This is a genomic window from Paraburkholderia steynii, from assembly GCF_900100565.1.
GTDB lineage: Bacteria > Pseudomonadota > Gammaproteobacteria > Burkholderiales > Burkholderiaceae > Paraburkholderia > Paraburkholderia terrae.
Genome location: NZ_FNDI01000002.1, coordinates 83581 through 107776 on the forward strand (window position 1 = coordinate 83581; position 24196 = coordinate 107776).

25 protein-coding genes and 1 pseudogene are annotated in these 24196 nt (G+C 63.6%); 14 read left to right on the plus strand and 12 right to left on the minus strand.

Features of this window, described 5'->3' with window-relative positions; translation table 11 throughout:
• From BLT65_RS04305 to BLT65_RS04340, 8 genes and pseudogenes are all read right to left on the minus strand, one after another.
• Entirely contained in the window at positions 1–369 is a 369-nt protein-coding gene (locus BLT65_RS04305; protein WP_086914750.1) for a DUF3564 domain-containing protein, read from the minus strand.
• Positions 370–487: 118 nt separating this feature from the next.
• On the minus strand, positions 488–1519 hold the full coding sequence (locus BLT65_RS04310; protein WP_091775145.1) for an Acg family FMN-binding oxidoreductase: 1032 nt from the start codon (positions 1517–1519) through the stop codon (positions 488–490).
• A gap of 26 nt (positions 1520–1545) precedes the next feature.
• Positions 1546–2334, minus strand: coding sequence for a fumarate/nitrate reduction transcriptional regulator Fnr (gene fnr, locus BLT65_RS04315; RefSeq protein WP_091775149.1), 789 nt, complete (start codon positions 2332–2334; stop codon positions 1546–1548).
• Between the two features lie 17 nt (positions 2335–2351).
• A complete protein-coding gene (locus BLT65_RS04320; RefSeq protein WP_091775152.1) occupies positions 2352–2756 on the minus strand; it encodes a response regulator in 405 nt (134 codons plus the stop codon).
• A gap of 123 nt (positions 2757–2879) precedes the next feature.
• The gene (locus BLT65_RS04325) at positions 2880–3527 is read right to left on the minus strand and encodes a response regulator (protein WP_042308623.1); all 648 of its coding nucleotides are present in this window, start codon (positions 3525–3527) and stop codon (positions 2880–2882) included.
• Positions 3524–4741 (minus strand): annotated as a pseudogene (locus tag BLT65_RS04330) (PAS domain-containing sensor histidine kinase); the annotation flags it as partial. The gene BLT65_RS04325 and the pseudogene BLT65_RS04330, both read right to left, overlap by 4 nt.
• Before the next feature lie 330 nt (positions 4742–5071).
• Positions 5072–5905 carry a universal stress protein gene (locus BLT65_RS04335; RefSeq protein ID WP_091775159.1) on the minus strand — a complete coding sequence of 278 codons (834 nt, stop codon included), beginning with the start codon at positions 5903–5905 and terminating at the stop codon, positions 5072–5074.
• 25 nt (positions 5906–5930) lie between these two features.
• Complete coding sequence (locus tag BLT65_RS04340) at positions 5931–6770, minus strand: universal stress protein (RefSeq protein WP_091775163.1); 840 nt, start codon at positions 6768–6770, stop codon at positions 5931–5933.
• 258 nt (positions 6771–7028) lie between these two features.
• Between BLT65_RS04340 and BLT65_RS04345 the strand changes: the two genes are divergently transcribed.
• Positions 7029–8069, plus strand: a complete 1041-nt coding sequence (locus BLT65_RS04345; RefSeq protein ID WP_091776085.1) for a zinc-dependent alcohol dehydrogenase family protein — start codon at positions 7029–7031, stop codon at positions 8067–8069.
• A gap of 67 nt (positions 8070–8136) precedes the next feature.
• Positions 8137–8607: a universal stress protein gene (locus BLT65_RS04350; RefSeq protein ID WP_091775166.1), complete on the plus strand. Its 471-nt coding sequence runs from the start codon at positions 8137–8139 to the stop codon at positions 8605–8607.
• A 66-nt stretch (positions 8608–8673) separates the two neighbouring features.
• On the opposite strand, the gene BLT65_RS04355 is transcribed toward BLT65_RS04350, so the two are convergent.
• Positions 8674–9372, minus strand: a complete 699-nt coding sequence (locus BLT65_RS04355) for a SagB/ThcOx family dehydrogenase (RefSeq protein ID WP_042308617.1) — start codon at positions 9370–9372, stop codon at positions 8674–8676.
• Between the two features lie 154 nt (positions 9373–9526).
• Between BLT65_RS04355 and BLT65_RS04360 the strand changes: the two genes are divergently transcribed.
• Together BLT65_RS04360 and BLT65_RS04365 are read left to right on the plus strand one after the other, a co-directional pair.
• Positions 9527–10222 carry a CBS domain-containing protein gene (locus BLT65_RS04360; protein WP_091775172.1) on the plus strand — a complete coding sequence of 232 codons (696 nt, stop codon included), beginning with the start codon at positions 9527–9529 and terminating at the stop codon, positions 10220–10222.
• A gap of 283 nt (positions 10223–10505) precedes the next feature.
• Complete coding sequence (locus tag BLT65_RS04365; protein ID WP_091775175.1) at positions 10506–11252, plus strand: glucose 1-dehydrogenase; 747 nt, start codon at positions 10506–10508, stop codon at positions 11250–11252.
• Between the two features lie 18 nt (positions 11253–11270).
• Here the strand turns inward: BLT65_RS04365 and BLT65_RS04370 are convergent, their stop codons facing one another.
• On the minus strand, positions 11271–12662 hold the full coding sequence (locus BLT65_RS04370; RefSeq protein ID WP_091775178.1) for an aminotransferase-like domain-containing protein: 1392 nt from the start codon (positions 12660–12662) through the stop codon (positions 11271–11273).
• A gap of 396 nt (positions 12663–13058) precedes the next feature.
• Between BLT65_RS04370 and BLT65_RS04375 the strand changes: the two genes are divergently transcribed.
• Genes BLT65_RS04375 through scpA form a run of 10 tightly spaced genes read left to right on the plus strand, consistent with a single transcriptional unit; the run spans position 13059 to position 22922 of the window.
• Positions 13059–13541 (plus strand): MSMEG_0572/Sll0783 family nitrogen starvation response protein, encoded by a 483-nt coding sequence (locus BLT65_RS04375; protein ID WP_012403844.1) that lies wholly within the window; start codon positions 13059–13061, stop codon positions 13539–13541.
• A gap of 18 nt (positions 13542–13559) precedes the next feature.
• The gene (locus BLT65_RS04380; protein WP_091776088.1) at positions 13560–14585 is read left to right on the plus strand and encodes a Nit6803 family nitrilase; all 1026 of its coding nucleotides are present in this window, start codon (positions 13560–13562) and stop codon (positions 14583–14585) included.
• Entirely contained in the window at positions 14554–15687 is a 1134-nt protein-coding gene (locus tag BLT65_RS04385) for an MSMEG_0568 family radical SAM protein (protein ID WP_091775182.1), read from the plus strand. Before BLT65_RS04380 ends, BLT65_RS04385 begins: the two co-directional genes overlap by 32 nt.
• A 2-nt stretch (positions 15688–15689) precedes the next feature.
• A complete protein-coding gene (locus BLT65_RS04390) occupies positions 15690–16253 on the plus strand; it encodes an MSMEG_0567/Sll0786 family nitrogen starvation N-acetyltransferase (RefSeq protein WP_091775185.1) in 564 nt (187 codons plus the stop codon).
• On the plus strand, positions 16250–17236 hold the full coding sequence (locus BLT65_RS04395; protein WP_091775189.1) for a sll0787 family AIR synthase-like protein: 987 nt from the start codon (positions 16250–16252) through the stop codon (positions 17234–17236). The genes BLT65_RS04390 and BLT65_RS04395 overlap by 4 nt, the downstream gene beginning before the upstream one ends.
• Complete coding sequence (locus BLT65_RS04400; protein ID WP_091775192.1) at positions 17233–18405, plus strand: MSMEG_0565 family glycosyltransferase; 1173 nt, start codon at positions 17233–17235, stop codon at positions 18403–18405. Before BLT65_RS04395 ends, BLT65_RS04400 begins: the two co-directional genes overlap by 4 nt.
• Positions 18406–18428: 23 nt before the next feature.
• The gene (locus BLT65_RS04405) at positions 18429–18713 is read left to right on the plus strand and encodes an MSMEG_0570 family nitrogen starvation response protein (protein ID WP_091775195.1); all 285 of its coding nucleotides are present in this window, start codon (positions 18429–18431) and stop codon (positions 18711–18713) included.
• Positions 18714–18733: 20 nt separating this feature from the next.
• Positions 18734–20026: an MSMEG_0569 family flavin-dependent oxidoreductase gene (locus BLT65_RS04410; protein WP_091775198.1), complete on the plus strand. Its 1293-nt coding sequence runs from the start codon at positions 18734–18736 to the stop codon at positions 20024–20026.
• A 2-nt stretch (positions 20027–20028) separates the two neighbouring features.
• Positions 20029–20844 (plus strand): Pnap_2097 family protein, encoded by an 816-nt coding sequence (locus BLT65_RS04415; protein ID WP_208545735.1) that lies wholly within the window; start codon positions 20029–20031, stop codon positions 20842–20844.
• The gene (scpA, locus tag BLT65_RS04420) at positions 20841–22922 is read left to right on the plus strand and encodes a methylmalonyl-CoA mutase (RefSeq protein ID WP_091775204.1); all 2082 of its coding nucleotides are present in this window, start codon (positions 20841–20843) and stop codon (positions 22920–22922) included. The genes BLT65_RS04415 and scpA overlap by 4 nt, the downstream gene beginning before the upstream one ends.
• Positions 22923–22962: 40 nt before the next feature.
• Here the strand turns inward: scpA and BLT65_RS04425 are convergent, their stop codons facing one another.
• Both BLT65_RS04425 and BLT65_RS04430 read right to left on the minus strand, forming a co-directional pair.
• On the minus strand, positions 22963–23289 hold the full coding sequence (locus BLT65_RS04425; protein ID WP_091775207.1) for a hypothetical protein: 327 nt from the start codon (positions 23287–23289) through the stop codon (positions 22963–22965).
• Positions 23290–23412: 123 nt separating this feature from the next.
• Positions 23413–24126 carry a FadR/GntR family transcriptional regulator gene (locus BLT65_RS04430; protein WP_244186415.1) on the minus strand — a complete coding sequence of 238 codons (714 nt, stop codon included), beginning with the start codon at positions 24124–24126 and terminating at the stop codon, positions 23413–23415.
• Positions 24127–24196: the final 70 nt, after the last annotated feature.

Consider the following 24196-nt stretch of genomic DNA (forward strand, 5'->3'; position numbering starts at 1 on the left):
TCAGACTTCGTCGGCGAAAACGCCGTGCTCCGGCTCCGCATCGGTCCCGTCGATCCACTGCACATGCCATTGCCCGGCAATAGGCGCGCGACCTGCATCGCGATGCCAGAGCGCCTGCCCGGATTCGCCTTCGAACGGCCCATCCAGCGTGAGCAGATCGAGGCCCGACAACTCGCAGCAGACGCGATCGCCCGCCGCGTCCAGAATGCGCGTGGCATTGTTCGAAAGCGCCAGCGTTCCCCATTCAGGCAGATCGATCACGGCGTGTCCTTCGCGCGACCATTTGCGGGCGTCGCGGTCGAGCCAGAGAATGGCATAGACGGACGGCTCGATGCACTCGAACGTATCGAGGTGAAGGGTGATTCTCATCGACGGCTCCTTTTCCGGGTGGCGCACGCATTCAATCTAACGCGTGTGCGTCGCTGGAAATTGAGGCACGTCAATGGCCGCCGATATGCACATGCGGCAAAGTGCTGCTGCCATGACGTCAGGACACGACGTCGGCGAGAGGGCGTCGCGGCGAGTGCGCAGCCTGCGGGCCGCGTCCGACGCGCAGCAGCAGTTGCGGCGTCGCGTCGAGGTGCAGCAGGCCGCTGATCTGCACGCGCAGCGTGGTCACTTCGATCGGCTGGTTGAGATAGGACGCCGTCAATCCTTCGGAGACGGCGACCAGCAGCATGCGTTCGAGCGCCTGGCCGGCGGCGACCCATGCCTCGCGGTCGTTACGCAAAGTCGCAATGCCGACGATCAGCGGCGAACCGTCGACCAGATGCCGGTGCGTGGCAGGCGTTCCCGCGCCTGCGTCGAACACGCGGACCACGGCGGAGACGAGCGGCACCGCGAAATCGAGCAGCCCGCTCACGGCCGTCCCGTACGCCGGCATACCGTCGTCGCGGCGGCGCGGATGGGTCCAGACGGCAAGCTCGCGCCGAAAGCGCGGGTCGGCGAACTGGGTATGGTCGGCTTCGGCGACGAGGTACGCGATCGCCTGGCGATCGGCGCGCTCATGCAGGCAGCCTGCGAGCGCGCCTTCCGCGTCGCAGGCGTCGACCAGCTTCTGTTGCACGTCGGCGGGAATGGGTTCGTCGGCAAAGGGTACGCGCGTCGTGACGCGCCGCGTGATCGCGTCGAAGAGCGACGCCACGGCGGTGTCGCCTTGACCGTCACGCGACACCCGCACCAGCGCGACGACGTCGGGGTCCGCGTCCGAAGGAAACAGCGTGATCGCATAGGCGAACCCGAAGTGGCACAGCGCCACGCGCAGATTGAAGAGCGCGGCGCCGCAACTGATAATCAGCCCGCGATCGAACGGATCGACGACGGGCAGCGCCCGCAGCCTGTCCACGCACACCTGCACGGTGCTGCCGTCGATCATGAAGTGCCACGGCTGCGTATTGTGATTGGACGGCGCCAGCACCGCGTATTGCAGTGCAAAGCGCAGTTGCGCGTCGAGCGGCGCGGCAGGATCGAACTGCGTTTCGTCGATTTCCCATGCCGAACGCGGATTGGCGTGAATCATCTGGGTGTCCTCGCGCCAGACCCGCGCTACACGCGTGCGAGTCCGTCGTGATCGAGGATGCGGATCGTCTTGCCGTTCGCATCCACGAGCCGCTCGCGCTGGAACTTCGAGAACATGCGGCTCACGGTTTCGAGTTTCATCCCGAGGTAGCAGCCGATCTCCTCGCGCGTCATGCGCAGATGAAACTCCGCGGCGGAGAAGCCGCGCGCCTTGAAGCGTCGCGACAGGTTCAGCAGGAAGGTCGCCACGCGCTGTTCGGCTGTCATCGTGCCGAGCAGCATCATCTGGCTGGACTCGCGGACGATCTCGCTGCTCATCATCTGATAGATGTGATGCTGCATCGGCTTCAACTCGCGGCAGATCGCTTCGAGCTGCGCAAACGGAATGATGCAGACAACGCTGTCTTCGAGCGCGACGGCATCGCAGTTGTGCTGGCTCGCGCCGACGCCGTCTAGCCCCAGTGCCTCGCCAGCAATCTGGAAGCCCGTTACGTGCTCGCGGCCATCGCGATGCATCACGACCGTCTTGAACGATCCCGCGCGCACCGCGTAAATGCTCTGAAACGCGTCGCCCGCGCGATAGAGCGTGTCGCCACGCTTGACGGAACGTGTCGAGCAGATGACGGCGTCGAGCCTCGCCAGTTCGTCGGCGTTTAGTTCGGCGGGCATGCAGAGCGCGCGCATCGCGCACGCGGAGCAACGGGGCGCGCGATGTGCGGGCGGCTCGGCCCGCGAGACGGGATGAATCGGCACGACGCGCGCCGCGCGCACGGTCGGAAGGGCGCTGCTGAGGGCGGTTGCTGTTGCGGCAAGCATGGTCGGCTCCTGTTCGCTTACGGGGACGCGCGTTGCGCCCGGGCAATGCCTGCGATGGTTCGGCAGGCCGCATCGAATTCAGACGTTTTGTCGAAGAAGAAATCGGCGCCCGCCGCATTGCATGCGTCGCGGAAAGGTCGCGCGATGTGATTGGTCAGCACGATCTTGACGATGGCCGGGTGCAGCCGGGACAGCGTCTCGATGAGTGCGAGGCTGTTGCCGTCGGCAAGGCGCAGGTCGAGCACGACGATATCCGCGTCGCAGGCACGGATGCCTTCCAGCGCCGAGTCCCCGTCTTCAGCCTCGCCGGCGATCTCCACGCCCGCGATGGCCCCCAGCAGACACGCAAGACGACGCCGCACTTCGACGGCGGCGTCGACGAGATAGACCTTCGCGGCGAGGGCTGGCACGGCGGTATCCATGTCCAGCAGTATCGACGGCCCTATCTTAAAAATGTATAGGACACGATGGAACCGACCCTAGGAGTTTAGGTAGGCGTTATAGGAATATTCCTACTGACAGCGGCGGAGTCTTAAGAGTTGCGGCTAAATGTCGGCGCCGTCGTCGATCAGCTTGTGGCGGATCGCGTAACGCACCAGCCCGTTTTCATTCGGCATCTGCATTTTTTCGAGGATGCGGGTCTTGTGTGTGCTGATGGTTTTGACGCTCACGCACAGTTCGTGCGCGATTTCGGTGATGCTCTGACCGGAGACGATGCGCCGGAACACGTCGTACTCGCGGTCCGACAGCCGGTGATGCGGCAGCGCTTCGGCGGGTTCGTTCAGATGCTGCGCGAAGCGCTCGGCCATCGCGAGACTGACGTAGACGCCGCCCGACGCCACCTTCGTCACGGCGCCGACCAGTTCTGCGCTGGCGCTTTCCTTCGTCATATAGCCGGATGCGCCGGCCTTGAAGGCGCGCACCGCGTATTGCTGCTCCGCGTGCATGGTCAGCACGAGGATACGCAGCGCGGGTTTTTCGTCCTTGATCTGCTTGATCAGATCGACGCCGTTACGGCCGGGCATCGACAGGTCGAGCACCAGTACGTGGGCTTCCGTGGCGCGGATCAGCGCGATGGTCGTGCCGCTGTCGCATGCCTCGCCCGCCACCTCGAAGCCGCTCGCGGATTGCAGAATGTGGCGCAGGCCGTCGCGCACGAGCGTGTGGTCGTCGGCAAGCAATACCTTGATCATGGATGCGTATGGTCCTGTTGCACGGTTTGCAAGGGAAAGGTCACCGTCAACGCGAAGCCCTGGTTCCTCGTCGTGTCGATCCGAACCGAGCCGCCCAGCATATGAGCCCGCTCGCGCACGCCGATCAGGCCAAACGGCCTGTCCAGGTCCGCTTGCTCGCCCGTGCCGATGCTCGCGTCAGGTTCGGCGCCACGGCCATTATCCGCGATGCGCAGCACATAGTGTTGACTGCTCGCGTGCAGCGACAGATCGACGGCGCTCGCATCGGCGTGACGCGCGACATTGGTCAGCGCTTCCTGGACGATGCGGAACAGGGCTGTCGCCGCGTCTTTTGTAAAGACCGCGTCGCCCGCCTCGATGCTGCGTTCGACCGCGATGCCATAGCGGCTGGTGAAGTCGTTCGCGAGCCATTCGATGGCGGGCGCGAGGCCGAGATCGTCGAGCATCACGGGCCGCAAGTCGGCGGCGATGCGCCGCAATGAAGCCACCGTCGCGTCGATCGTGCGAGCCATGCCGTGCAGACGCGCAATGGCGTCGATCTGCTCACGTGTACCCGAACGCGACGTCAGCTCGGTTTCGAGCACCGAAAGCTCCATTTTCAGCGCGGTGAGCTGCTGGCCCAGATCGTCGTGCAATTCGCGGGCGATGCGTGTCTTTTCCTCTTCGCGCACGCTCTGCAGATTGGCCGACAGCCGCCGCAGTTCCTCGCGCGACTGCTTCAGCGCGTTCTCCGACTTCACGCGTTCAGTGACGTCGCGCAACATCACCGTGTACAGCTTGCCGGTGTCTTCACGTATCTGCGAAATCGATGCTTCCAGCGGAAATTCTTCGCCGTTTGAACGCAAGCCGAACAGAACCGGCTGCCGTCCCATCATTCGCTCGGAGATGCCCGTCGCGCCGAATTGCACGACATGCTGCGCGTGGGTGTCTCGAAACCGCTGCGGAATGAAGCGCGAGAGCGGCGTGCCGAGCGCCTGCGCGGCGGGTACGCCAAAGATGCGTTCCGCGGTCGGATTGAAGATCACGATGTTCTGCGCTTCGTCGATCGTGATGATCGCTTCCATCGACGAGCGGATGATGCCCATCATGCGCGCTTCGTCGCGGCTCGCGTTGCGTGTGGAGAGCGCCTGCGTGCGCGCGGCGGCGATCACGCTGACCACGGCCGCAGCGATGGACAACGCGCACAGCGCCGTGATCAGCGCGAGCGTTGCCGCCCCGTTCGACGCGACGACGGCAAGCACGACGACTGCGGCCAGGCCGCAGGCGAGCGCGGCAAGTTGCGCCCGGGCAACGCGTCGATGCGCGAGACACTTGCTGGCGATGTCGAGGTCGACTTTCATCCGTGCCTGCCTCGCGATAAAGACGGACGGCGCGCGACGCTTCGTGACGAATGCCGCCGTCATGCGAAGCGCGCTTGCGTGGCGCTGACATTGTGCGCGTTTGTGCGTGTTTGCATCCGTTCGCGCGCGGCGCGCTCCGCCTGCACGCTGCTGCGCTCGTCCGCCGCGTGGCGTCCCGTCCGCGACGCCATCTTCATACGCCCGTCAATGCGACATCAGCACGGGCACCGTCATCGATTCCAGCATCGTCCGCGTGACGCCACCGAATACGCGCTCGCGCGCGCGTGCGTGTCCATACGCGCCCATCACCAGCAGGTCCGCGTGCAGGTCGGATGCGCGGTTGAGCAGCGTCGCGCCCGCGCCGACGCCCGTATGAGGCGGCGTCGTCGAAAACGACGCTCGAACGCCATGTACGTCGAGCCATGCGGCGACGTCGATGCCTTCGGGCGCATCCCGGTCATGCTGCGCATGGTGCCGCACGATCTCGACGCCGACATGGCGCGCGCGTTGCAGCAAGGGCATCGCATCAGCGGCGGCGCGCGCTGCTTCACGGCTCCCGTCCCAGGCGACCAGCACATTTTCGCCGAGTGTCCGCGCGTCGCCCGCATACGGAACGACGAGCGCGGGGCGGCCTGCGCCCAGCACCAGATCGCCGACGAAGTGCGGCGCGACGAACGAAGCGGGATCGTTCGGGTCTTGCTGGCCGAGCACCAGCAGATCGGCGTGCCGCGCATGCAGCATCGCGACGTCGAGCGCGGGTCCGGGCGGCGCGCGCCATTCGGCGCTGCGGCCGGCGCGTTCGGCGGCGGCGAGAAAGGCGTTCTGCGCTTTCTCGCGGCGCTCGTCTGCGTGTGCTTCGAGCTGCCCGAACGACAGCGTCTTGTCCTGCCGGAAGATGGGCCTGAAGAGATCCTGGCAGACCACGTACAGGCCGATCAGATGCGCATCCCAGCGCTGCGCGAGTTCGAGCGAGAGGGCGATGCGCGTGTCGCTGCGGCGGCTATCGTCGATATGGACGAGCAAGGTCTTGTAGCTCATGTCAGTTCCTTTTTCAGCGAAACGCTCAATGCGACAGCAGCACGGGCACGGTCATCGACTGGAGCACGGTGCGCGTCGCGCCGCCCAGCACCAGTTCGTGCAACCGGGAATGCGCGTAGGCGCCCATCACGATCAGATCGCAGCCTGATTCCGCCGCCTGCGACAGCAGCACGTCGCCGATCGGCGTGTCGCCGCTGGTGGACACTTCGCGCACGTTCACCTTGACGCCATGACGCGCGATGGTCAGCGCAATGTCGGCGCCCGCAATGCGCCACAACGGCGGCTCGTCGCGCGTCGCGTTGACGGTGAGCAGCGTGACGTCGGCGGCGTGCGACAGGAAGGGCATCGCGTCGTGAATCGCGCGCGTCGCTTCGCGGCTGCCGTCCCACGCGACCAGCACGCGCTGGCCGAGCGTCGCGCGGGCGCCCGTCGACGGCACCAGCAGCACCGGGCGGCCCGCCGACATCAGAAGATGCTCGACGAACTGATCGGCGATGAACGATTCGGGGTCTTGCGGATCGGTCTGTCCGGCGATCACCAGATCGGCGAGATGCGCGTAGGGTGGCACGACGTCGTTTGCGTAGCCGGCCGCCGCGATCCAGCGTGCGTCCACTTTCGCGCGCGCGGCCTCCGCATGGAACAGGCGGTCGAGCGCTGCACACCGTTCGTGACGCTGACGTTCATGCTCCGCATAGTAGGAAGCCGTGCCCGCCATCACGAATAACGCGTGTGGATCGGGCAGGTAAGTCGTGAAGAGGCCCGTCAGCCTTGCATGAAACTGATGGGCGACACGTAGCGCGAGTTCGAGGCGCGGATGCGCGTGAACGCCCGTATCGAGTTGCACGAGGATGCTCTTGTAACTCATCGCCGTTACTCCAGAACAGAGAGACGTGGGGCGGGCATCAGCCCGCGATGAAAATGAGTCTACGGGGAGCATCGCCATTGCGATTGATGCAGATCAAGCGGTGTCGCATCGCGGATCGCGCGGCTGTTTCCGGGGCGATTGAGCGGCGTATTGTGCGACGTAATGAGCGACGTATTGATCGACGTCAAGCGCGAGGGCGCTCATGCGTCTAGATTGGTCTGTGTGAATTGCTTCATTCCTTCGATGGAGGACTTTGTCATGAAAGCACTCGTCTATCACGGCCCCAACGAGAAATCGCTCGACGAACGCCCGATGCCCGAACTCGCGGCGCCGACGGATGCCATCGTCAGGATGACGCGCACGACCATCTGCGGCACCGACCTGCACATCCTCAAGGGCGACGTGCCGACCTGCGAGCCGGGGCGCATCCTCGGCCACGAAGGCGTGGGCGTCGTGCATAGCGTGGGCAGCGCGGTGAGCGGCCTCGCGGTCGGCGATCACGTGCTGGTGTCGTGCATTTCGTCGTGCGGGCGGTGCGACTATTGCCGGCGCGGCATGTACTCGCATTGCACGACGGGCGGCTGGATTCTCGGTCATCGCATCGACGGCACGCAGGCCGAATACGTGCGCATTCCGCACGCGCAGACGAGTCTTTACCGGATTCCCGCCGGACTCGACGAAGAGGCGCTGGTGATGCTCTCCGATATCCTGCCGACCGGCTTCGAATGCGGCGTGCTCAACGGCAAGGTTCAGCCGGGCAGCACGGTGGCCATCGTCGGCGCGGGGCCGATCGGGCTCGCGTCGCTGTTGACCGCGCAGTTCTACTCGCCCGCGCAGATCATCATGATCGACCCGGACGCGAACCGGCTCGACGTGGCGCAACGTTTCGGCGCGACGGCCTGCATCGACAACAGCCACGCCGATGCCGTCGCGCAGGTCATGGCGTTGACGGAGTCGACGGGCGTGGATTGCGCGATCGAAGCGGTCGGCGTGCCCGCGACCTTCGAACTCTGCGAAGCGCTGATTGCGCCCGGCGGCACGATTGCGAACGTCGGCGTGCATGGCGTGAAGTGCGATCTGCATCTGGAAAAGCTGTGGGATCGCAACATTTCGATCACGACGCGTCTGGTCGATACCGTCAGCACGCCGATGCTGATGAAAACCGTGCGCTCGGGCCGCCTCGATCCGAAGCAGCTGATCACGCACCGCTTCGTGCTCGATGACATGCTCGCCGCGTACGAGACGTTCTCACATGCGGGGAGCACGCATGCGCTCAAGGTGCTGATCGAAGTATCTTGACGCGTGCGCTTTTTATTAACTAGCGGCCTCGCGTTCCAGCCTTTCGGGCATTCCAAGGAGAATCAACATGTACAGGAAGATCCTCGTCGCAGTGGACGGCAGCCACACATCGAAGCTGGCCGTGCAGGAGGCCGTGAAGATGGCATCGCTCACGAGCGGGACGGTGCATGCCGTCTATGTCGTCGATAAATCGCCCATCTTCAACTACGCCGGTTATTTCGACCCGACCGTGCTGACGGACGCATTGCGCAGCGACGGGCGCAACGCGCTGGAAAACGTCGAGGCCACGTGCAGGCAGTCGGGCGTCGCGTGCGCGAACGAACTGGTGGAAACCGAGCCGCTCAACGACGATATCGCGCAGACGCTGCAACGTCGCGCGGAGCGCCTGGGCGCGGAACTCGTGGTACTCGGCACGCATGGGCGGCGCGGCATGAAACGGATCGTGCTGGGCAGCGTCGCGGAACACTTCGTGCGGATTGCGACGTGTCCCGTGCTGCTGGTGCGCGGCAGCGACGAGAAAGATGAAGCCGGGCAGTAAAGCGTACTGCGATAGATGAATGAAGAAAGCGCCGTTCGCGTTAGCGCGAGCGGCGTGTTCGCATGGTCAGAAAAAGGTCGTCGCAAAGTCCTCATCGGACGGGCGGTGTTCGTGGCCCGCCGCGAAGTGCCCGACCGTCTGCGCGAGCAACGCGACCGATCCCACGGGCAGCTTGAGATTGACGGCGAGCGCCGTGCGATTCATCCAGCCGCGCGCGGCAGCCGCCAGCCCCGTCGATGCGCAGAACAGATACACGTTCTGCAGGATCGCGCCCGCGCTCGCCGATGCAAAGGCTTCGCGTTGCGCAGGCGGCACGTCCTGCATGCGTGTCAGGTCGGCGACATACACTAGATTGACGGGCGCGTGGCCGAGGAATTCCTGATAGCCCGTCATCGCGCGCAGGTCGGCGGCGGCGACGAGGGTAAGCGCATGCGCGACGGGATCGTATCGATACGCGCCGCTGGCGAGCAGCACGTAAACGTCGATCTCGTAGCCGGCCAGCGCCGACGGCGCGGTGCGACCGTTGCCGCGCGCGCGGTTGATGCCGTCGGCGGCCCACAGCAGATCGCCGAGCGTGCCGTGATCGAGTGGCGTGTCGGCGAACTCGCGCGACGTTTGCCGCGCGGCGAGCGCGTCGAGCAAGGGCATGCCGCCTGTGCGTTGCGGGGGCGCGAAGCCGATATACGGGGCAGGGGTGCCTTCGACGGGCCGCGGCGCGGGCGTGTTGAGCAGTGCAGAACCGATGCGGAAGAGAGGTTTGGTCATGGCGTGCCGTCCGCGCATGGAAGGCGACTTCCGCATGCGGACCTCCGAAAGAACGTGAGTCCATCGTCCCACGCTTCGGATCGCGCCGGTTGATACAGGTCAAGCGCTTCCGCTCCGGGAGGCACAAAATAGTCAGTGTGCCAAGGAGAAAACCATGTTAGCTATTGATGTCATGACACCGTCCGTCATCTGCGCGAAACCGGAAATGACCGTGCAGGAAGCCGCGAAATGTCTGGTCGAAAACAGGATCAGCGGCATGCCTGTCGTCGACGCAAACGGCGCGCTGGCGGGAATCCTGAGTGAAGGCGACCTGCTGCACAGGGTCGAGACGGGAACGGAGAAACGGCGTTCGCGCTGGCTCGAACTCTTTTCGTCGACGCGCGATCTGGCCAGCAGCTTTGTGAAGGAGCACGGGCGCATGGTCGCCGACGTCATGACCACGACCGTGGTCACCGTCGACGAGACAACGCCTGTCGCCGACATTGCTGAACTGATGGAGACACGCCGTATCAAACGCGTGCCCGTGATGCGTGACGGCGCGCTGGTCGGCATCATTACGCGCGGCAACCTGATTCGCGCGCTGGCGAGCACGGCAGCGCCGTCGCAGGCGCAAGACACGCCGTCTGCGGATGACCGCGAAATCGCCGATGCCATCGTCGCCGCGTTGAGCGACAAGCGTTGGGCCTTGTCGAAGGGAAACGTGATCGTCAAGGATGGCGTCGCGCATCTGTGGGGCGTGATCGAATCCGAAGCAGAGGAACGCGCGCTATGCATTGCTGCGCTCGAAGTGAAGGGCGTGAAGGAGGCGCGCGCCCATCTGAGCTATCCGACCATCATGCCTTTGATGTGACGATTGCATGACGTTGCAATCCGCCGCGATACGCGCGGCGAAGGGTCCGCAAACGTTTCGGGCCCTTCGCCGCGCGTTTTCTGTTTCCAGGGCTAGAATCCACAGCGGGCGGCTCCCAGTATCCAATCCGTTTTCGATTGTTCGCCAGATCCCGCAAGTCAATTCGCCTTGAGCCGCTTTATCGCGGCGAATCGTCTGTCTACATTCTCCCCATCGCAGGCCGGCTGGTTCGAAAAGCCGCCGGCCCCGTCAAACGGTATCGAATCGATTGAGGAAACAGATCATGAGCAAGCTTGCAGGTAAGGTCGCTGTCGTCACGGGCGCGTCGAAAGGAATCGGCGCTGCCATCGCCAAGGCGCTGGCAGCGGAAGGCGCATCCGTGGTCGTCAACTACTCCAGCAGCAAAGCCGCTGCTGATGCAGTCGTCGCCGACATCAACGCAGCGAGCGGCAAGGCGATCGCAGTCGGCGGCGACGTGTCGAAGGCAGCGGACGCACAAGGCATCATCAATGCCGCTGTTGAAACCTACGGCCGTCTCGACATCCTCGTGAACAATTCAGGCGTCTATGAGTTCGCACCCATTGAAGAGTTCACCGAAGATCAGTTCCACAAGCAGTTCAACATCAACGTGCTTGGCCTGCTGCTGACCACGCAGGCAGCAGTCAAGCATCTGGGCGAAGGCGCGAGCATCATCAACATCAGCTCGGTGGTGACGAGCCTCACGCCGCCGACCAGCGCGATCTACAGCGGCACGAAAGGCGCCGTCGACGCGATCACAGGCGTGCTCGCGCGCGAACTGGGGCCGAAGAAGATTCGCGTCAACGCGATCAATCCTGGCTTCGTCGTTACGGAAGGCACGCACGAAGCAGGGATTGCCGGCTCCGACTTCGAAACGAACGCGGTAAGCCAGACGCCGCTTGGCCGCGCAGGTCAGCCGCGCGATATCGCAGCGGTTGCCGTGTTCCTCGCATCCGACGATTCCGGCTGGCTGACGGGCGAACACGTTGTCACAAGCGGCGGTCTGCGCTGATTTAACTTCAACACGCGGTCACATCATCGGCATATGCAGATGATGTGGATCGCTCAAGGTTTCCGCGACGCGCTGCAACGCGTCGCGGCAATCGTTTCTGTCCTGCGGGCCACCCAGACACACGCGGATCGTATTGGGCGGGTTCCCATCGGTCGAAAACGCCGCGCCCGCTACCGCTCCCACGCCCTGATTGCGCAATTGCAGCGCCAGCTCCGGCGCGCTCCAGTCGCACTGAGGCGGAATCGGCAACCACAAATGAAAGCCGTCGGACTGCGCTTCGTAATGCCAGTCGGCGAGTTCCTGTGACGCAATCGCCTGGCGGGCGTTCGCTTCCTTGCGGATCGCGTCGAGCATCTCGTGCGCGGTGCCGTCGTTGACCCATTGGGTTGCCAGCAGCACCGTGAACGGACTCGGCATGACGGTCGTCGCGCGCAACGCGCCCGCGACGCGCTGCGTCTGTCTTGCCGTCGGCGCGCGCAGATAAGCGACGCGCAGCCCCGCGCCGAAGGTCTTCGAAAAACCCGTCACGTACCACGTCAGTTCCGGCGCGAGCGAGGCTAGCGCAACGGGCTTGTTCGCCGGCAGCCAGCCGTACGCATCGTCTTCGATGATGGGGACGCTGTAGCGCAAGGCGACATCGGCGAGCGCTTCGCGTCGCTGCGTCGAAAGCGTCAGCGTGCTCGGATTCTGCAAGGTCGGGTTGCAGTAGAACGCACCGGGCTTTTCGGTCTTGCACAGCGCTTCGAAGGCGTGCGGCAACGGTCCTTCTTCATCGCGCGGCAGCGGCTGCAAGCGCATGCCGAGTTGCGACGCGATCGCCTTGATGCCGGGATACGCGAGCGTGTCGAGGCAAATGGTTTCGCCTGGTCTCGCGAGTTGCGACACGAGCGCGACGAGCGCGCTATGAATGCCGGGGCACACCAGCACGGTATCGTCTTCGCAATCGGGCAAGCGCTCTTTCAGCCACGCGCGTCCTGCCGCGCGGTCGTCGGGCGTGCCGCCGAAATCCTGATAGCGCAGCAGCCGGTAAGGATCGGTTTGCGCAAGCAGATGCGCTGCCGACTCTCTCAATCGCGCCGCTAACTCTGGTGGCTCGGGCGGCATGTTCATCGACATCTCGACGCTGCTGCCGCCCGCGAGCGGCAAGGTCTGCGTGCGTCCGCGCACGAACGTGCCGCTGCCCGCGCGCGCATCGAGCAGGCCGCGTTTGCGCGCCTCCGCATAGGCGCGCGCGACGGTGGTGTAGTTCAACTGCAATGCACCCGCCAGATCGCGCAAGCCGGGCAGACGGTCGCGCGGACGCAGACGACCGCTGGCGAGATCTTCCTCGATCAGATCCGGTATCACGAGATACGCCGGTTTGCGGCTTTCCGTCAGCCGCTTGAGCCAGTGATGCGCGAGACTGTCCATGCTGTTATTTCCAATGCGGATAACTTAAAAGCGTTATTCAAGGTAACACGCGAATTCCGCGAAAAATAAATCGGTTTCCATTCAATTCGAAACTTGATCGCATTGATTGGATGAATGCACGCTTGCGGGGTATCGCGCACCATCCGCACGCAAAAGACGCTGCGACCTTGTGCGAAACCGGTGCGTGCGCATCGGTCGCCAATACCCGAAAACCCCCATCAGACAAGGCTCGCAAAGAAATTTTCGGGTCGCTCGAACAATTGCGATTTGATTGATTGGAAGTTGATTGCATGAACCGGGCCGGAAATTGGCATATCCGTTGCGTTATCTGATTCGCCAATCGGGATATTTCCCGTCGAGCAATCCGATCAATTACGCGACTTATTGGAGAGCGATATGCCTGCCGTCAACAAACCGCTGCATCAGAAAGGCGACTACCTGGTCGACTACGAAGAAAAGGTATTTCCCGACGTCAAGGCCGAACCCGGCGAGAAAGCACTCGTCACCTTTCATACGGTCGCATTCGAAGGCTCGATCGGTTTCGTCAACCTGCTGCAGGCCACGCGCCTGCAACGTAAGGGCTTCGATACGTCGGTGCTGTTGTATGGCCCCGGCGTCACGCTCGGCCTGCAACGCGGCTTTCCGACGCTCGGCGACGAAGCCTTTCCGGGTCATCTGAACTTCAACAAGCAACTCGTCAAGTTCATGGAAGAGGGCGGCAAGGTCTACGCATGCCGCTTCGCATTGCAGGCGCTGTACGGTCATGGCGAAGCGTCGCTGATCGAAGGCATCCGGCCGATCAATCCGCTCGACGTGCTCGACCTGCAGCTTCTCCATCGCAAGGAGAACGCGCTGATCATCCATACGTGGACCGTCTGAGCGCGCCGGGTGCCGATCATGTCCGAGCAGCGAATCATCCGTGCAGCGGCGGTGCAGATTGCGCCGGATTTCGAGCGTCCCGGCGGCACGCTCGACAGGGTATGCGCCGCAATCGACGAAGCCGCATCAAAGGGCGTGCAGCTGATCGTCTTTCCCGAGACGTTCGTGCCGTACTACCCGTACTTTTCGTTCGTGCGTCCGCCTGTCGCGTCGGGCGCCGAGCATATGCGGCTCTACGAGCAGGCCGTCGTCGTGCCGGGCCCTGTCACGCAGGCGGTGAGCGAACGCGCGCGCCGTCATTCGATGGTGGTCGTGCTCGGCGTGAACGAGCGCGATCACGGCAGCCTGTACAACACGCAGCTGGTGTTCGACGTCGACGGACGTCTCGTGCTCAAGCGCCGCAAGATCACGCCGACGTTTCATGAACGGATGATCTGGGGACAGGGCGACGCGGCGGGGCTCAAGGTCGCGCATACGGGCATTGCGCGAGTCGGCGCGCTCGCGTGCTGGGAGCACTACAACCCGCTCGCGCGCTACGCGCTGATGACGCAGCACGAAGAGATCCATTGCAGCCAGTTTCCCGGCTCGCTGGTCGGGCCGATTTTCGCGGACCAGATCGAGGTCACGATCCGTCATCACGCGCTCGAATCAGGCTGCTTCGTCGTCAATTCGACGGGCTGGCTCGGCGAAGCGCAGATCGAATCCGTGACGACGGACCCGAAGCTGCAAAAGGCGCTGCGCGGCGGCTGCATGACGGCGATCGTGTCGCCCGAAGGGCAGCATCTCGCCGAGCCGCTGCGCGAAGGCGAAGGGATGGTCGTCGCCGATCTCGACATGTCGCTGATCACGAAGCGCAAACGGATGATGGACTCGGTCGGCCACTATGCGCGGCCCGAGCTGCTGAGCCTTGCCATCAACGATCGTCCGGCGCTGCCCGTTGCGCCGATGGCGATGTCGTTCGAACGCGCGGGTGCGGACGCCGCGCCCGACGAAACCACGAGTGGAGGTCAGGATGAATGCCAGCGTACACCTGTCGCCGGTTGAGCCGCGCACGCAGCGCCAGTTGATGGAACTGCGCACGGAACTGCAGTCGGCGGGGCTACGCCTCGTCGATCCGAACGCGGGCGCCGCGAGCCGGCGCGGCGGCGCGGGTCCGTCAGACCACAAGGCCGTGACCGTCGACGGCGTGACGATCATGGTGCCCGTGCATACCAGCTCGGCGTGGAATTCGCCGTTCATCGCCGGCGCGCCGGATGAAGCGGGCGCGAGCGCGCTGATGCGCGGCACGATCCCCATTGCCAGCATCAGCTTTCCGAAAGCGCCGCGCTTCACGCAGTTGCAAACGCTCGACGGCGTGCCGTACTCGCACATCGCGACGCTGCACGGCACCGACGTGCTCGCCACGACGGTGCTGCAAACCTGCATCCGCTACGAGAGCCGCAAGAAGACCTGCAAGTTCTGCGCGATCGGCCAGTCGCTCGCGGCGGGTCGCACGATTGCGCGCAAGACGCCGGAACAGCTCGCGGAAGTGGCGCGCGCCGCTGTGCTGCTCGATGGTGTGAAGCACATGGTACTGACCACGGGCACGCCGCCGACGCCGGATCGCGGCGCGCAGATCCTGTGCGAAAGCGCGTTCGCGATCAAGGCGGCCGTCGATCTCCCGATTCAGGCGCAGTGCGAGCCGCCTGATAACGACGCGTGGTTCGAACGCATGAAGGCGAGCGGCATCGATACGCTCGGCATGCATCTCGAAGTGGTGACGCCGGACGTGCGAGCGCGTGTGATGCCGGGTAAGGCGAGCGTGCCCATCTCGCGTTACATGGAAGCGTTCAGGGCGGCCGTCGCGGTGTTCGGCAAGGGGCAGGTCAGCACGTATATCCTGGCGGGCCTCGGCGATACGGCGGAAGCCATTCTGTCAATCTCGCGCGAACTGATCGACATTGGCGTGTATCCGTTCGTCGTGCCCTTCGTGCCGATCAGCGGCACGCCGCTCGAAGACCATCCCGCGCCTTCGCCCGAGTTCATGAAGTCGATCCTGGCGCCGCTTGGCGCGATGCTGCGCGACGCGCAGATGCGTTCGGCCGATATCAAGGCGGGCTGCGGCAAATGCGGCGCGTGCTCGTCGCTTGCATCGTACGAGGACTGATCATGTTCTGCGAGACATTCGACGAACTGGATGCATTGCCGCTCGACTTCACGCCCGCCGAATATCGCGTGAAATGGGCGACGCTTCCGTGGGAAAGCAACGAAGCGCATGCGTTGCGGCGCGCGGTGTTCTGCGTCGAGCAGGGCATCTTCGTCGGCGACGATCGTGACGAGATCGACCATCACGCGAAGCTGCTGGTCGCGCTGAGTTGTATCGCGGGCGTGCCAGAGCAGGTGGTCGGCACGGTGCGGATACACGAAACGCAGCCGCGCACGTGGCTCGGCTCGCGCCTTGCCGTGCATGCGGCGTTCCGCTCGCACGGCAAGCTCGGCTCGACGCTGATCCGTCTCGCTGTCAGCAGCGCGCACGCGTTGGGGTGCGATACGTTTCTCGCGCATGTGCAGCGTCAGAACGTGCCACTGTTCAGACGGTTGCACTGGCAGACGGTCGCGGAGGAAACGCTGTTCGGCCGGCCTCATGATTTGATGGAGGCGGACCTCGCGCACTATCCGCCGTGCTTCACGCCGGAAAGCGGCTTCGTCACGTCGTCGCGAGGCCGCTCATGAGTCTGCAAGCGCTGGTCGACCGGATGCGCGCAAGCCGCGGCTTTCGACACAAGACGGATATAGCGGGCGTGGTGGCGTCGCTGGCGTCGCGTCTACCGAACGGCACGCGCGATCTCGCGCAGGCCGTTGCCGTGGGCGACGACTGCGCGGCGCTGGCCGATGGCGACGGCTATCTGCTGTTCGCGATCGAAGGGCTGGTCAGCGATTTCGTCGAGACGATGCCGTGGTTCGCAGGCTACAGCAGCGTGATGGTCAACATCAGCGACGTGTATGCGATGGGCGGTCGGCCACTCGCCGTCGTCGATGCGCTGTGGAGCGACGGTCTCGATGCGGCCGGGGAGATCCTGGCGGGTATCGCGGCGGCATCGAATGCGTATGGCGTGCCCGTTGTCGGCGGGCATAGCAACACGCGCAGCGCGGAGCCGCAGCTTGCCGTGTCGATTCTCGGCCGCGCGAACGCGTTGCTGTCGAGCTTCAACGCGCGACCGGGCGACCGTCTCGTGATGGCCGTCGATCTGCGCGGCCGTTTCGAAGATCCGTATCCGTTCTGGAATGCGTCGGTTGGCGCGCCCGCCCAGCGTCTGCGCGACGATCTCGAACTGTTGCCGCAACTCGCGGAAAACGGCCTCTGCGACGCGGCGAAGGACATCAGCATGGCGGGTGTGTTGGGCACGTCGCTGATGCTGCTCGAATGTTCGGGCGTCGGTGCGCGCATCGATCTCGATGCGATCCCTCGCCCGGAGCATGTCGATTTCGAACGCTGGCTCAGTGCGTTTCCGAGTTATGGCTTCGTGCTTTCGGTGCGCGATGAGCATGTGGATGAAGTGCTCGCGCGCTTCGCGCAGCGCGGCCTCGCGTGCGCGACGATTGGTGCCGTGGATGCGTCGCGCGAAGTGGTGCTCACGCAGCAGGGCGATTCGGCGTTGCTGTGGAGCTTCAAGGACAGTGCGTTTATCGGCGCGCCCGTGGGAGCGCAAGCATGAACGGCACCGCGATGCGCATTGCGCTGTTCACGCACTCCGTCAATCCGCGCGGCGGCGTGGTGCATACGCTCGAACTCGGGCGCGCGTTGCACGAAGCGGGGCAGGATGTGACGATCTTCGCGCCATCCGTCGATGGCGCGCCGATGTTCCGTGCGTCGCCTTGCCGTGTCGTGCTCGCACCTGTCGCGGCGCACGGCAACGATACGGTGTCGATGGTGCGGACGCGGATCGACGCTTTGAAAACCGCGTTGATCGAAGATGGCGCGTCCGGCTTCGACGTGCTTCATGCGCAGGACAGCATCAGCGGCAACGCGCTTGCGGAGTTGCGCGAAGCATGCGCGATTCGCGGCTTCGTGCGTACGGTTCATCATCTCGATACGTTCGACGATGCGCGGCTAAGCGAGTGGCAGCGACGTGCGTTCGCGGATGCAGATACGGTGTTCTGTGTGAGCGATGCATGGACGCGCAAGATGCGCGACGAATATGGCGTTGCGGCTTCGGTAGTCAATAACGGAGTCGACGTTATTCGCTTCCGTGCCTCAGGCGACCCAGACGTTTGCATGAAGCTCGGCGTTATCGGCAATCCGGTCGTACTGGCCGTAGGCGGCATCGAGGAGCGCAAGAACACGCTGCAACTGCTGCAGGCGTTTGCATTACTCAGGCAAACGCACGCCGACGCGCAACTCGTGATCGCAGGCGGCGCGAGTTTGCTCGAACACGATGCCTACACGCGCCGCTTCATCGCACGCTCCGCGCAACTGGGTCTGCGCATTGGACAAGGCGAACCGATCGTGGTCACAGGCCCGCTCGATGACGCAGTGATCCCCGCGCTGATGCAGTGTGCCGATGTCGTTTCAATGGTGTCGTTGCGCGAGGGCTTCGGTCTCGTCACGCTCGAAGCGCTGGCGGCGGGCGCGCCTGTCGTCGTGTCACAGATCGAACCATTCACCTGCTATCTCGACGAACGCGTCTGCTGCTGGGCTCAACCCGATGACGCCGCCAGCATCGCCGACGCACTCCGCCGTGCGTTGCACGAACGCGGCGGCATCGACTTCGAACATGCAGTACCCGAGCTACTTGCACGCTTCAGTTGGCACGCAAGCGCGCGCCGTCATATCGCGCTGTATGCGAGCCACGTGCAGCGCAACATGCAACCGCTCGGCGCCTGAATCTCTCAATCAAAGGAAACGTGATGCCAGTCACGCACTTCAAGGTCCAGTGGCCGGACGGCAGCGAGGCCAACTGCTATTCCCCTTCGACCGTAGTCGGCGAGTTTTTTGTTGCCGGGCAACGTTACGCGCTTCGCGATTTCGTCGAGCGAGCACGCGAGGCGCTGCATATCGGGTCCGAACGCGTGCGCGAGAAGTACGGCTTTGCGTGTTCGGCGGCGATGGATCAGCTTGCGCAGATCGAAGCACAGGCGCAGCGCTTCGCCACCGATCCGCAAGCGGAAGTCCAGGTCGTCGAACTTTTGTGAACCGAACGCAGGAAAGAATCATGTCGAACGCAAACACCATCGCTCCCGATGCAACGAACGCGGCTCCCCACCATACGGTGATCGTCGTAGGCGGCGGACAGGCGGGACTGTCGATCAGCTACTACCTGAAAGAGGCGGGCATCGATCATCTCGTGATCGAAAAGCACACGGTCACGCATACATGGCGCTCGCAGCGCTGGGATGCGTTCTGCCTCGTCACGCCGAACTGGCAATGCGCGCTGCCGGGTTATCCGTATCGCGGCGACGATCCGCATGGCTTCATGAAGAAGGACGAGATCATCGCGTATCTGGACGGTTTCATCGCGATGGTCGATGCGCCCGTGCTCGAACATACGGAAGTCCGCAAGATCAAGCGCCTCGCTTCGGGCGGCTATGTCGTCTCGACGTCGAACGGCGACTTCACGGCCGACCAGGTCGTGGTCGCCTCAGGCGGCTATCACACGCCCATCGTGCCGCGTATGGCCGAACGTTTGCCCGCTGATATCGTTCAATTGCAGTCGTCGCATTACCGCAATCCGCAGACGCTGCCTGAGGGTGCGGTGCTCGTCGTGGGTTCGGGGCAATCGGGTGCGCAGATTGCCGAAGACCTGCATCTTGCGGGCCGCAAGGTATATCTGGCCGTCGGTGAAGCGCCGCGTTGCGCGCGCTTCTATCGTGGCCGCGATGTGGTCGACTGGCTCGCGGATATGCGCTACTACGACATGCCGGTCGATCAGCATCCGCTGCGCGAGGGCGTGCGCGACAACACGAACCACTATGTCACGGGGCGCGATGGTGGACGCGATATCGACTTGCGGCGCTTTGCGCTCGAAGGCATGGAACTGTATGGCAGGCTCGACGATCTGCGCGATGGCCGTCTGCAATTCGCGCCGAATCTGATCGACGCGCTTGATAGCGCCGACGACACGTATAACCGGATCAATACGAGCATCGACGGCTTTATCAACAAGCATGGTATCGATGCGCCGGCTGGCGTGCCCTACGAACCCGTGTGGCAACCCGAAGGCGAACGCACGTCGCTCGATCTTGCAGAAAGCGGTATCACGTCAATCATCTGGTGCATCGGTTTCAGGCCGGATTTCAGCTGGATCGATGCGCCTGTTTTCAACGGACGCGGCTATCCCGCGCATGTTCGCGGCATCACGCCGCAAGCGGGACTGTATTTCATCGGGCTGCCGTGGCTGCATACATGGGGATCGGGGCGCTTCTCGGGTATCGCGCGCGACGCCGGGCATGTGGTCGACACGATCCGCTCGGCCATCGACGGAACGTCGACGAGTCTTGCGGCGTGAGCATGATTCAACGCTATCGCGCGGGCATGCCGCAACTGAGCTACACGGGGCTGTCGGAAAACTGGTTGCTCAAGGAGTGCGGGCATCGCCATTGGGAGGCGCTCGCCGCGCATGCGGGCCGCGAGCAAACCGACTTTCACGACGACAACGGTGGCCGTTCGTATGCGGCGTTTACAGCGATACGCTTGCACACAAGCGGCCTCGACTCGATCAGCGAAAACGACACGTTTGACATTCGCAGCACGCTGTGCAGAACGGGACCCGTGCGCCATTTCAGCACGCATCGCATCATGCGCGGCGAGTCGGAGATCGCGGAACTGTCGATGTCGTCGGCGTTCGTCTCGCGCGGCGAGCAGCGCAGCAACCGTTGCGTCGCGCGCGCGGCGCTTGCGGCATTGCGAGGCGAAGTCGAGCCGATGCCCGAACGTGCATTGCAGATGATGCAGATGAGCAAGCGCCTGCGTGCGGCGGACTGCAGCGCAATGCGGGACCTCGCGTCCGCGACGGACGAGCCGATCGAATTCCTGCCGTGCCCGAATAGCGATTTCAACGGCGCGGACTTTCTCTATTTCGCGAGCTTTCAGGCTTTTGTCGATCGCGCCGAATGGCAATGGCGACGCTTCGACGAGCCGCCTGTCATCGCGAGCCGTTCGCTGTTCTATTACGGCAATGTAGATGTCGGCGATACGTTGAGCGTGCGTGTGGTCGGCAGCGCCGAAGACGAACAGGGCATCCGGCACTGGACGGAAGTGCGCCGCAAGAGCGACGGCATGAAAATCGCCGATGTCACGACAGCAAAACGCTGGAGGCGCCGATGAGCACAACCCGCGCACGCCGCCGCGCCGTGCCGCTCAAGCGCGTCTATACGCGTGCGGATATCGAAGGTATCGCGCATCTCGACAGCATGCCGGGCGAAGCGCCGTTCGTGCGCGGGCCGTTCGCTTCGATGTACACCGAAAAGCCGTGGACGATACGCCAGTACGCAGGCTACGCGCAGGCCGCCGATACGAACCTTGCGTTCCGCACAGCATTGGCCGAAGGCGCGCAAGGTCTCTCTGTCGCCTTCGATCTGCCGACCCAACGCGGTTACGATTCGGACGACCCAACCGTCAGCGCCGACGTCGGCATGACGGGTGTCGCGATCGATACCGTCGAAGACATGGCACGTCTCTTTGAAGACATTCCGCTCGACCGCGTGTCGGTATCGATGACGATGAACGGGGCCGTCTTGCCCGTGCTCGCCGCATTCATCGTCGCAGCGGACGAAAGCGGTGTGCATGCATCTCAACTGCGAGGCACGATCCAGAACGACATACTGAAAGAGTTCATGGTGCGAAACACGGGCATCTTCGCGCCCGAACCATCGTTGCGCATTGCCGCCGATGTGGGCGCGTATCTCGCGCAACATGTGCCGCGCTTCAATGCGCTGTCGGTATCCGGCTATCACTTTCAGGAAGCGGGCGCGGACGCCGTGCTTGAACTCGCGCTGACGATGGCCAATGCAAGAACCTACGTCGACACGCTCGTCGCACGCGGCATGCAAGCAAACGAAGCATGCGAGCGCATGAGTTTCTTCTTCGGCGTCGGCACGGATTTCTATGTCGAGGTCGCGAAGCTGCGAGCCACGCGGCTGTTGTGGTCGGAGATTGCGGCGCAATGCGGTGCAACGTCGGACAAGGGTCGCGCGCTGCGCATGCATTGCCAGACTTCGGGGTGGTCGCTGACTGCGCAGAAGCCGATGAACAACGTCGTGCGGACAACAATCGAGGCGCTCGCGGCGGTGTTCGGCGGCACGCAGTCGTTGCACACCAACGCGTACGACGAGGCACTGGCGCTGCCTTGTGCGGAGTCCTCTCGGCTCGCGCGCGATACGCAACTGGTGCTTCAGCACGAGACGGGCGTTTGCGATGTGGTCGATCCATGGGCGGGATCGTACATGATGGAAGCGCTGACGGCGGATATCGCAAGCCGTGCGCGAACCATGCTCGATGAGATCGACGCGAGCGGTGGTGTCGTCGAGGCGATACGTTCGGGATGGATACGCGCGCGCATTCACGAATCGGCGCTGCGCGTGCAGGCAGACATCGAAAGCGGGCAACGCGTGATTGTGGGCGTGAACCGCTTTATGACGGATGACGAAGACGAGCCGCCTGTTACGCATGCACTGGACGCTGCGCAGATTCGCACGCTACAGGCGCGTCGCATCGCGCAGGTGAAGCGTTCTCGCGATACAACGCATGTGCGCGACACGCTGGCCGCGTTGCAACGGGCGGCACGCGATGGCGAAGGCAACCTGCTGGAACTGACCATCGAATGTATGCGTGTACGCGCGACGGTCGGTGAATGCACGCAGGCACTGGAGGCCGTGTGGCCGCGGCATGTCGTGGATTTGCCGATATCGGCGCGGATGTATGGCGAGATGCAGTCGTCCGACGCCGAATGGGTGACGGCCCGCGCAGCCGTGGAACGTGTCACGAAGCACTTGGGGCGTGCGCCGCGCATTTTGCTGGCAAAGCTCGGACAGGACGGCCACGACCGTGGCGCGCGTGTCGTTGCTGCCGCATTGACGGACGCCGGCTTCAAAGTGACAACGGGCGCGATGTTCGCGTCGGCAGAGGAGGTCAGCGAACTGGCGTTGAAGCATGACGTCGATGTGATCGGCGTGTCGTCGCTTGCGGGCGCGCATGTCGAACTGGTGTCGGGTCTGCTCGACGCTTTGCGAGCGCGGCGTGTGGGGATTCCTGTCGTGATCGGCGGAAACATCGACGCCGTGAGTTGGCATGCACTGAAGGAGCGGGGCGTCGCCAGATGCTTTCCGACAGGCGCCAGCATCCAGACAATCGTCACGGAACTGGCGGCGCACGTCTGCCAGATCGATTTCGAAGCGGTGTCATAGCGAAACGACTCGCCATGACACTCGCACGTGGGATGTGCTATCAATATCCGTAGCCGCCCTGACAAGGCACATAGGCGCGTTGATAGCTGTCGTAGCAAGCGGCCGACTGCGGTTGCGAATAAGCCGGTTGCGCGTACACGGGTTGTTGATAAACAGGTTGCTGATACACAGGTTGCGCGTACGCGGGCTGCGCATTCGCAACCGACGTCACGAGCGCACCGAGCACCGCGCCTCCGATCAGCGCCCCCACAATGGCGCCGCCATCGACCCCGCCGCCACGGCCCCAGCCGCCGCGCCCGTGCGCCGATGCCTGCTGGGCCACCGACAAGCTACCGATCATCAACAAGACAAGCGCTGTGCGTTTCATGATTTGATTCTCCGCTTTCCGTTTAACGGGTTCATGGAGATCATCATAATCAGCACTCGATGAAATAACTTATGCAGTTGGTAACCGCACATTTCCGCACTTACAAATACGGCAGCGGTTCGCTCAGACGTTGAACTGCCTTCCGACATAGTCGATGTGCATGTACATGGCCTGTTGCGCCGCATCCGGATTACCTTCACGAATCGCGTAGTAGATCGATTCGTGCTGGCGCAAGCGGCTGCGTGCCTGCTCGGCTGCATTCGCGTTGTTGACGGTGGCGTCGTACGTGTTGCTCGCAATGTGTTCGCGCAGCATGCCAATCACGCTCGCATAGAACTGATCGAGCAGCCGGTTTTGCGACGCTGCAACGAGCGCCGTATGGAATTCACCATCGGTTGCGGCTTCTTCATCGACGTCCTTGCCTGCAACCGCGTCGCGCATGCGTTCGAGCACAGCCTCGAAACGTTCGAGTTCCCGATGGGACGCACGTTGCGCAGCGAAACGCGCGGCGGCGCACTCGAACACCAGTCGGAACTCAAGCGTCTCCGAACGCAGCGGCGGGGTATCGGCGATGAGCTGAAGCCACGGCGCCGCCAGCGCCGCTGGCTTGCTGCGCAGCAGATAGGCGCCGCTACCGCGTCGCGTTTCCAGAAGACCTCGGGTTGCGAGGCGTCCGATCGCTTCGCGTACCGTCGCGCGCGACACACCCAACGACTCCGCGAGCGTACGTTCCGACGGCAAGCGTTCGTCAGGCTGCCAGCGACCTGCCTGAATGCCTGACTCGATGTGGCGGATTGTCTGCGCCAATGCGCCCGTTGCTTTCAAACGACTTTCCACTTTTCATCCTTCATCAGCCACACGGGAAGGGCCTGTTTTCAACCCCATCAAAAGTGGCCTGACCAGTTTG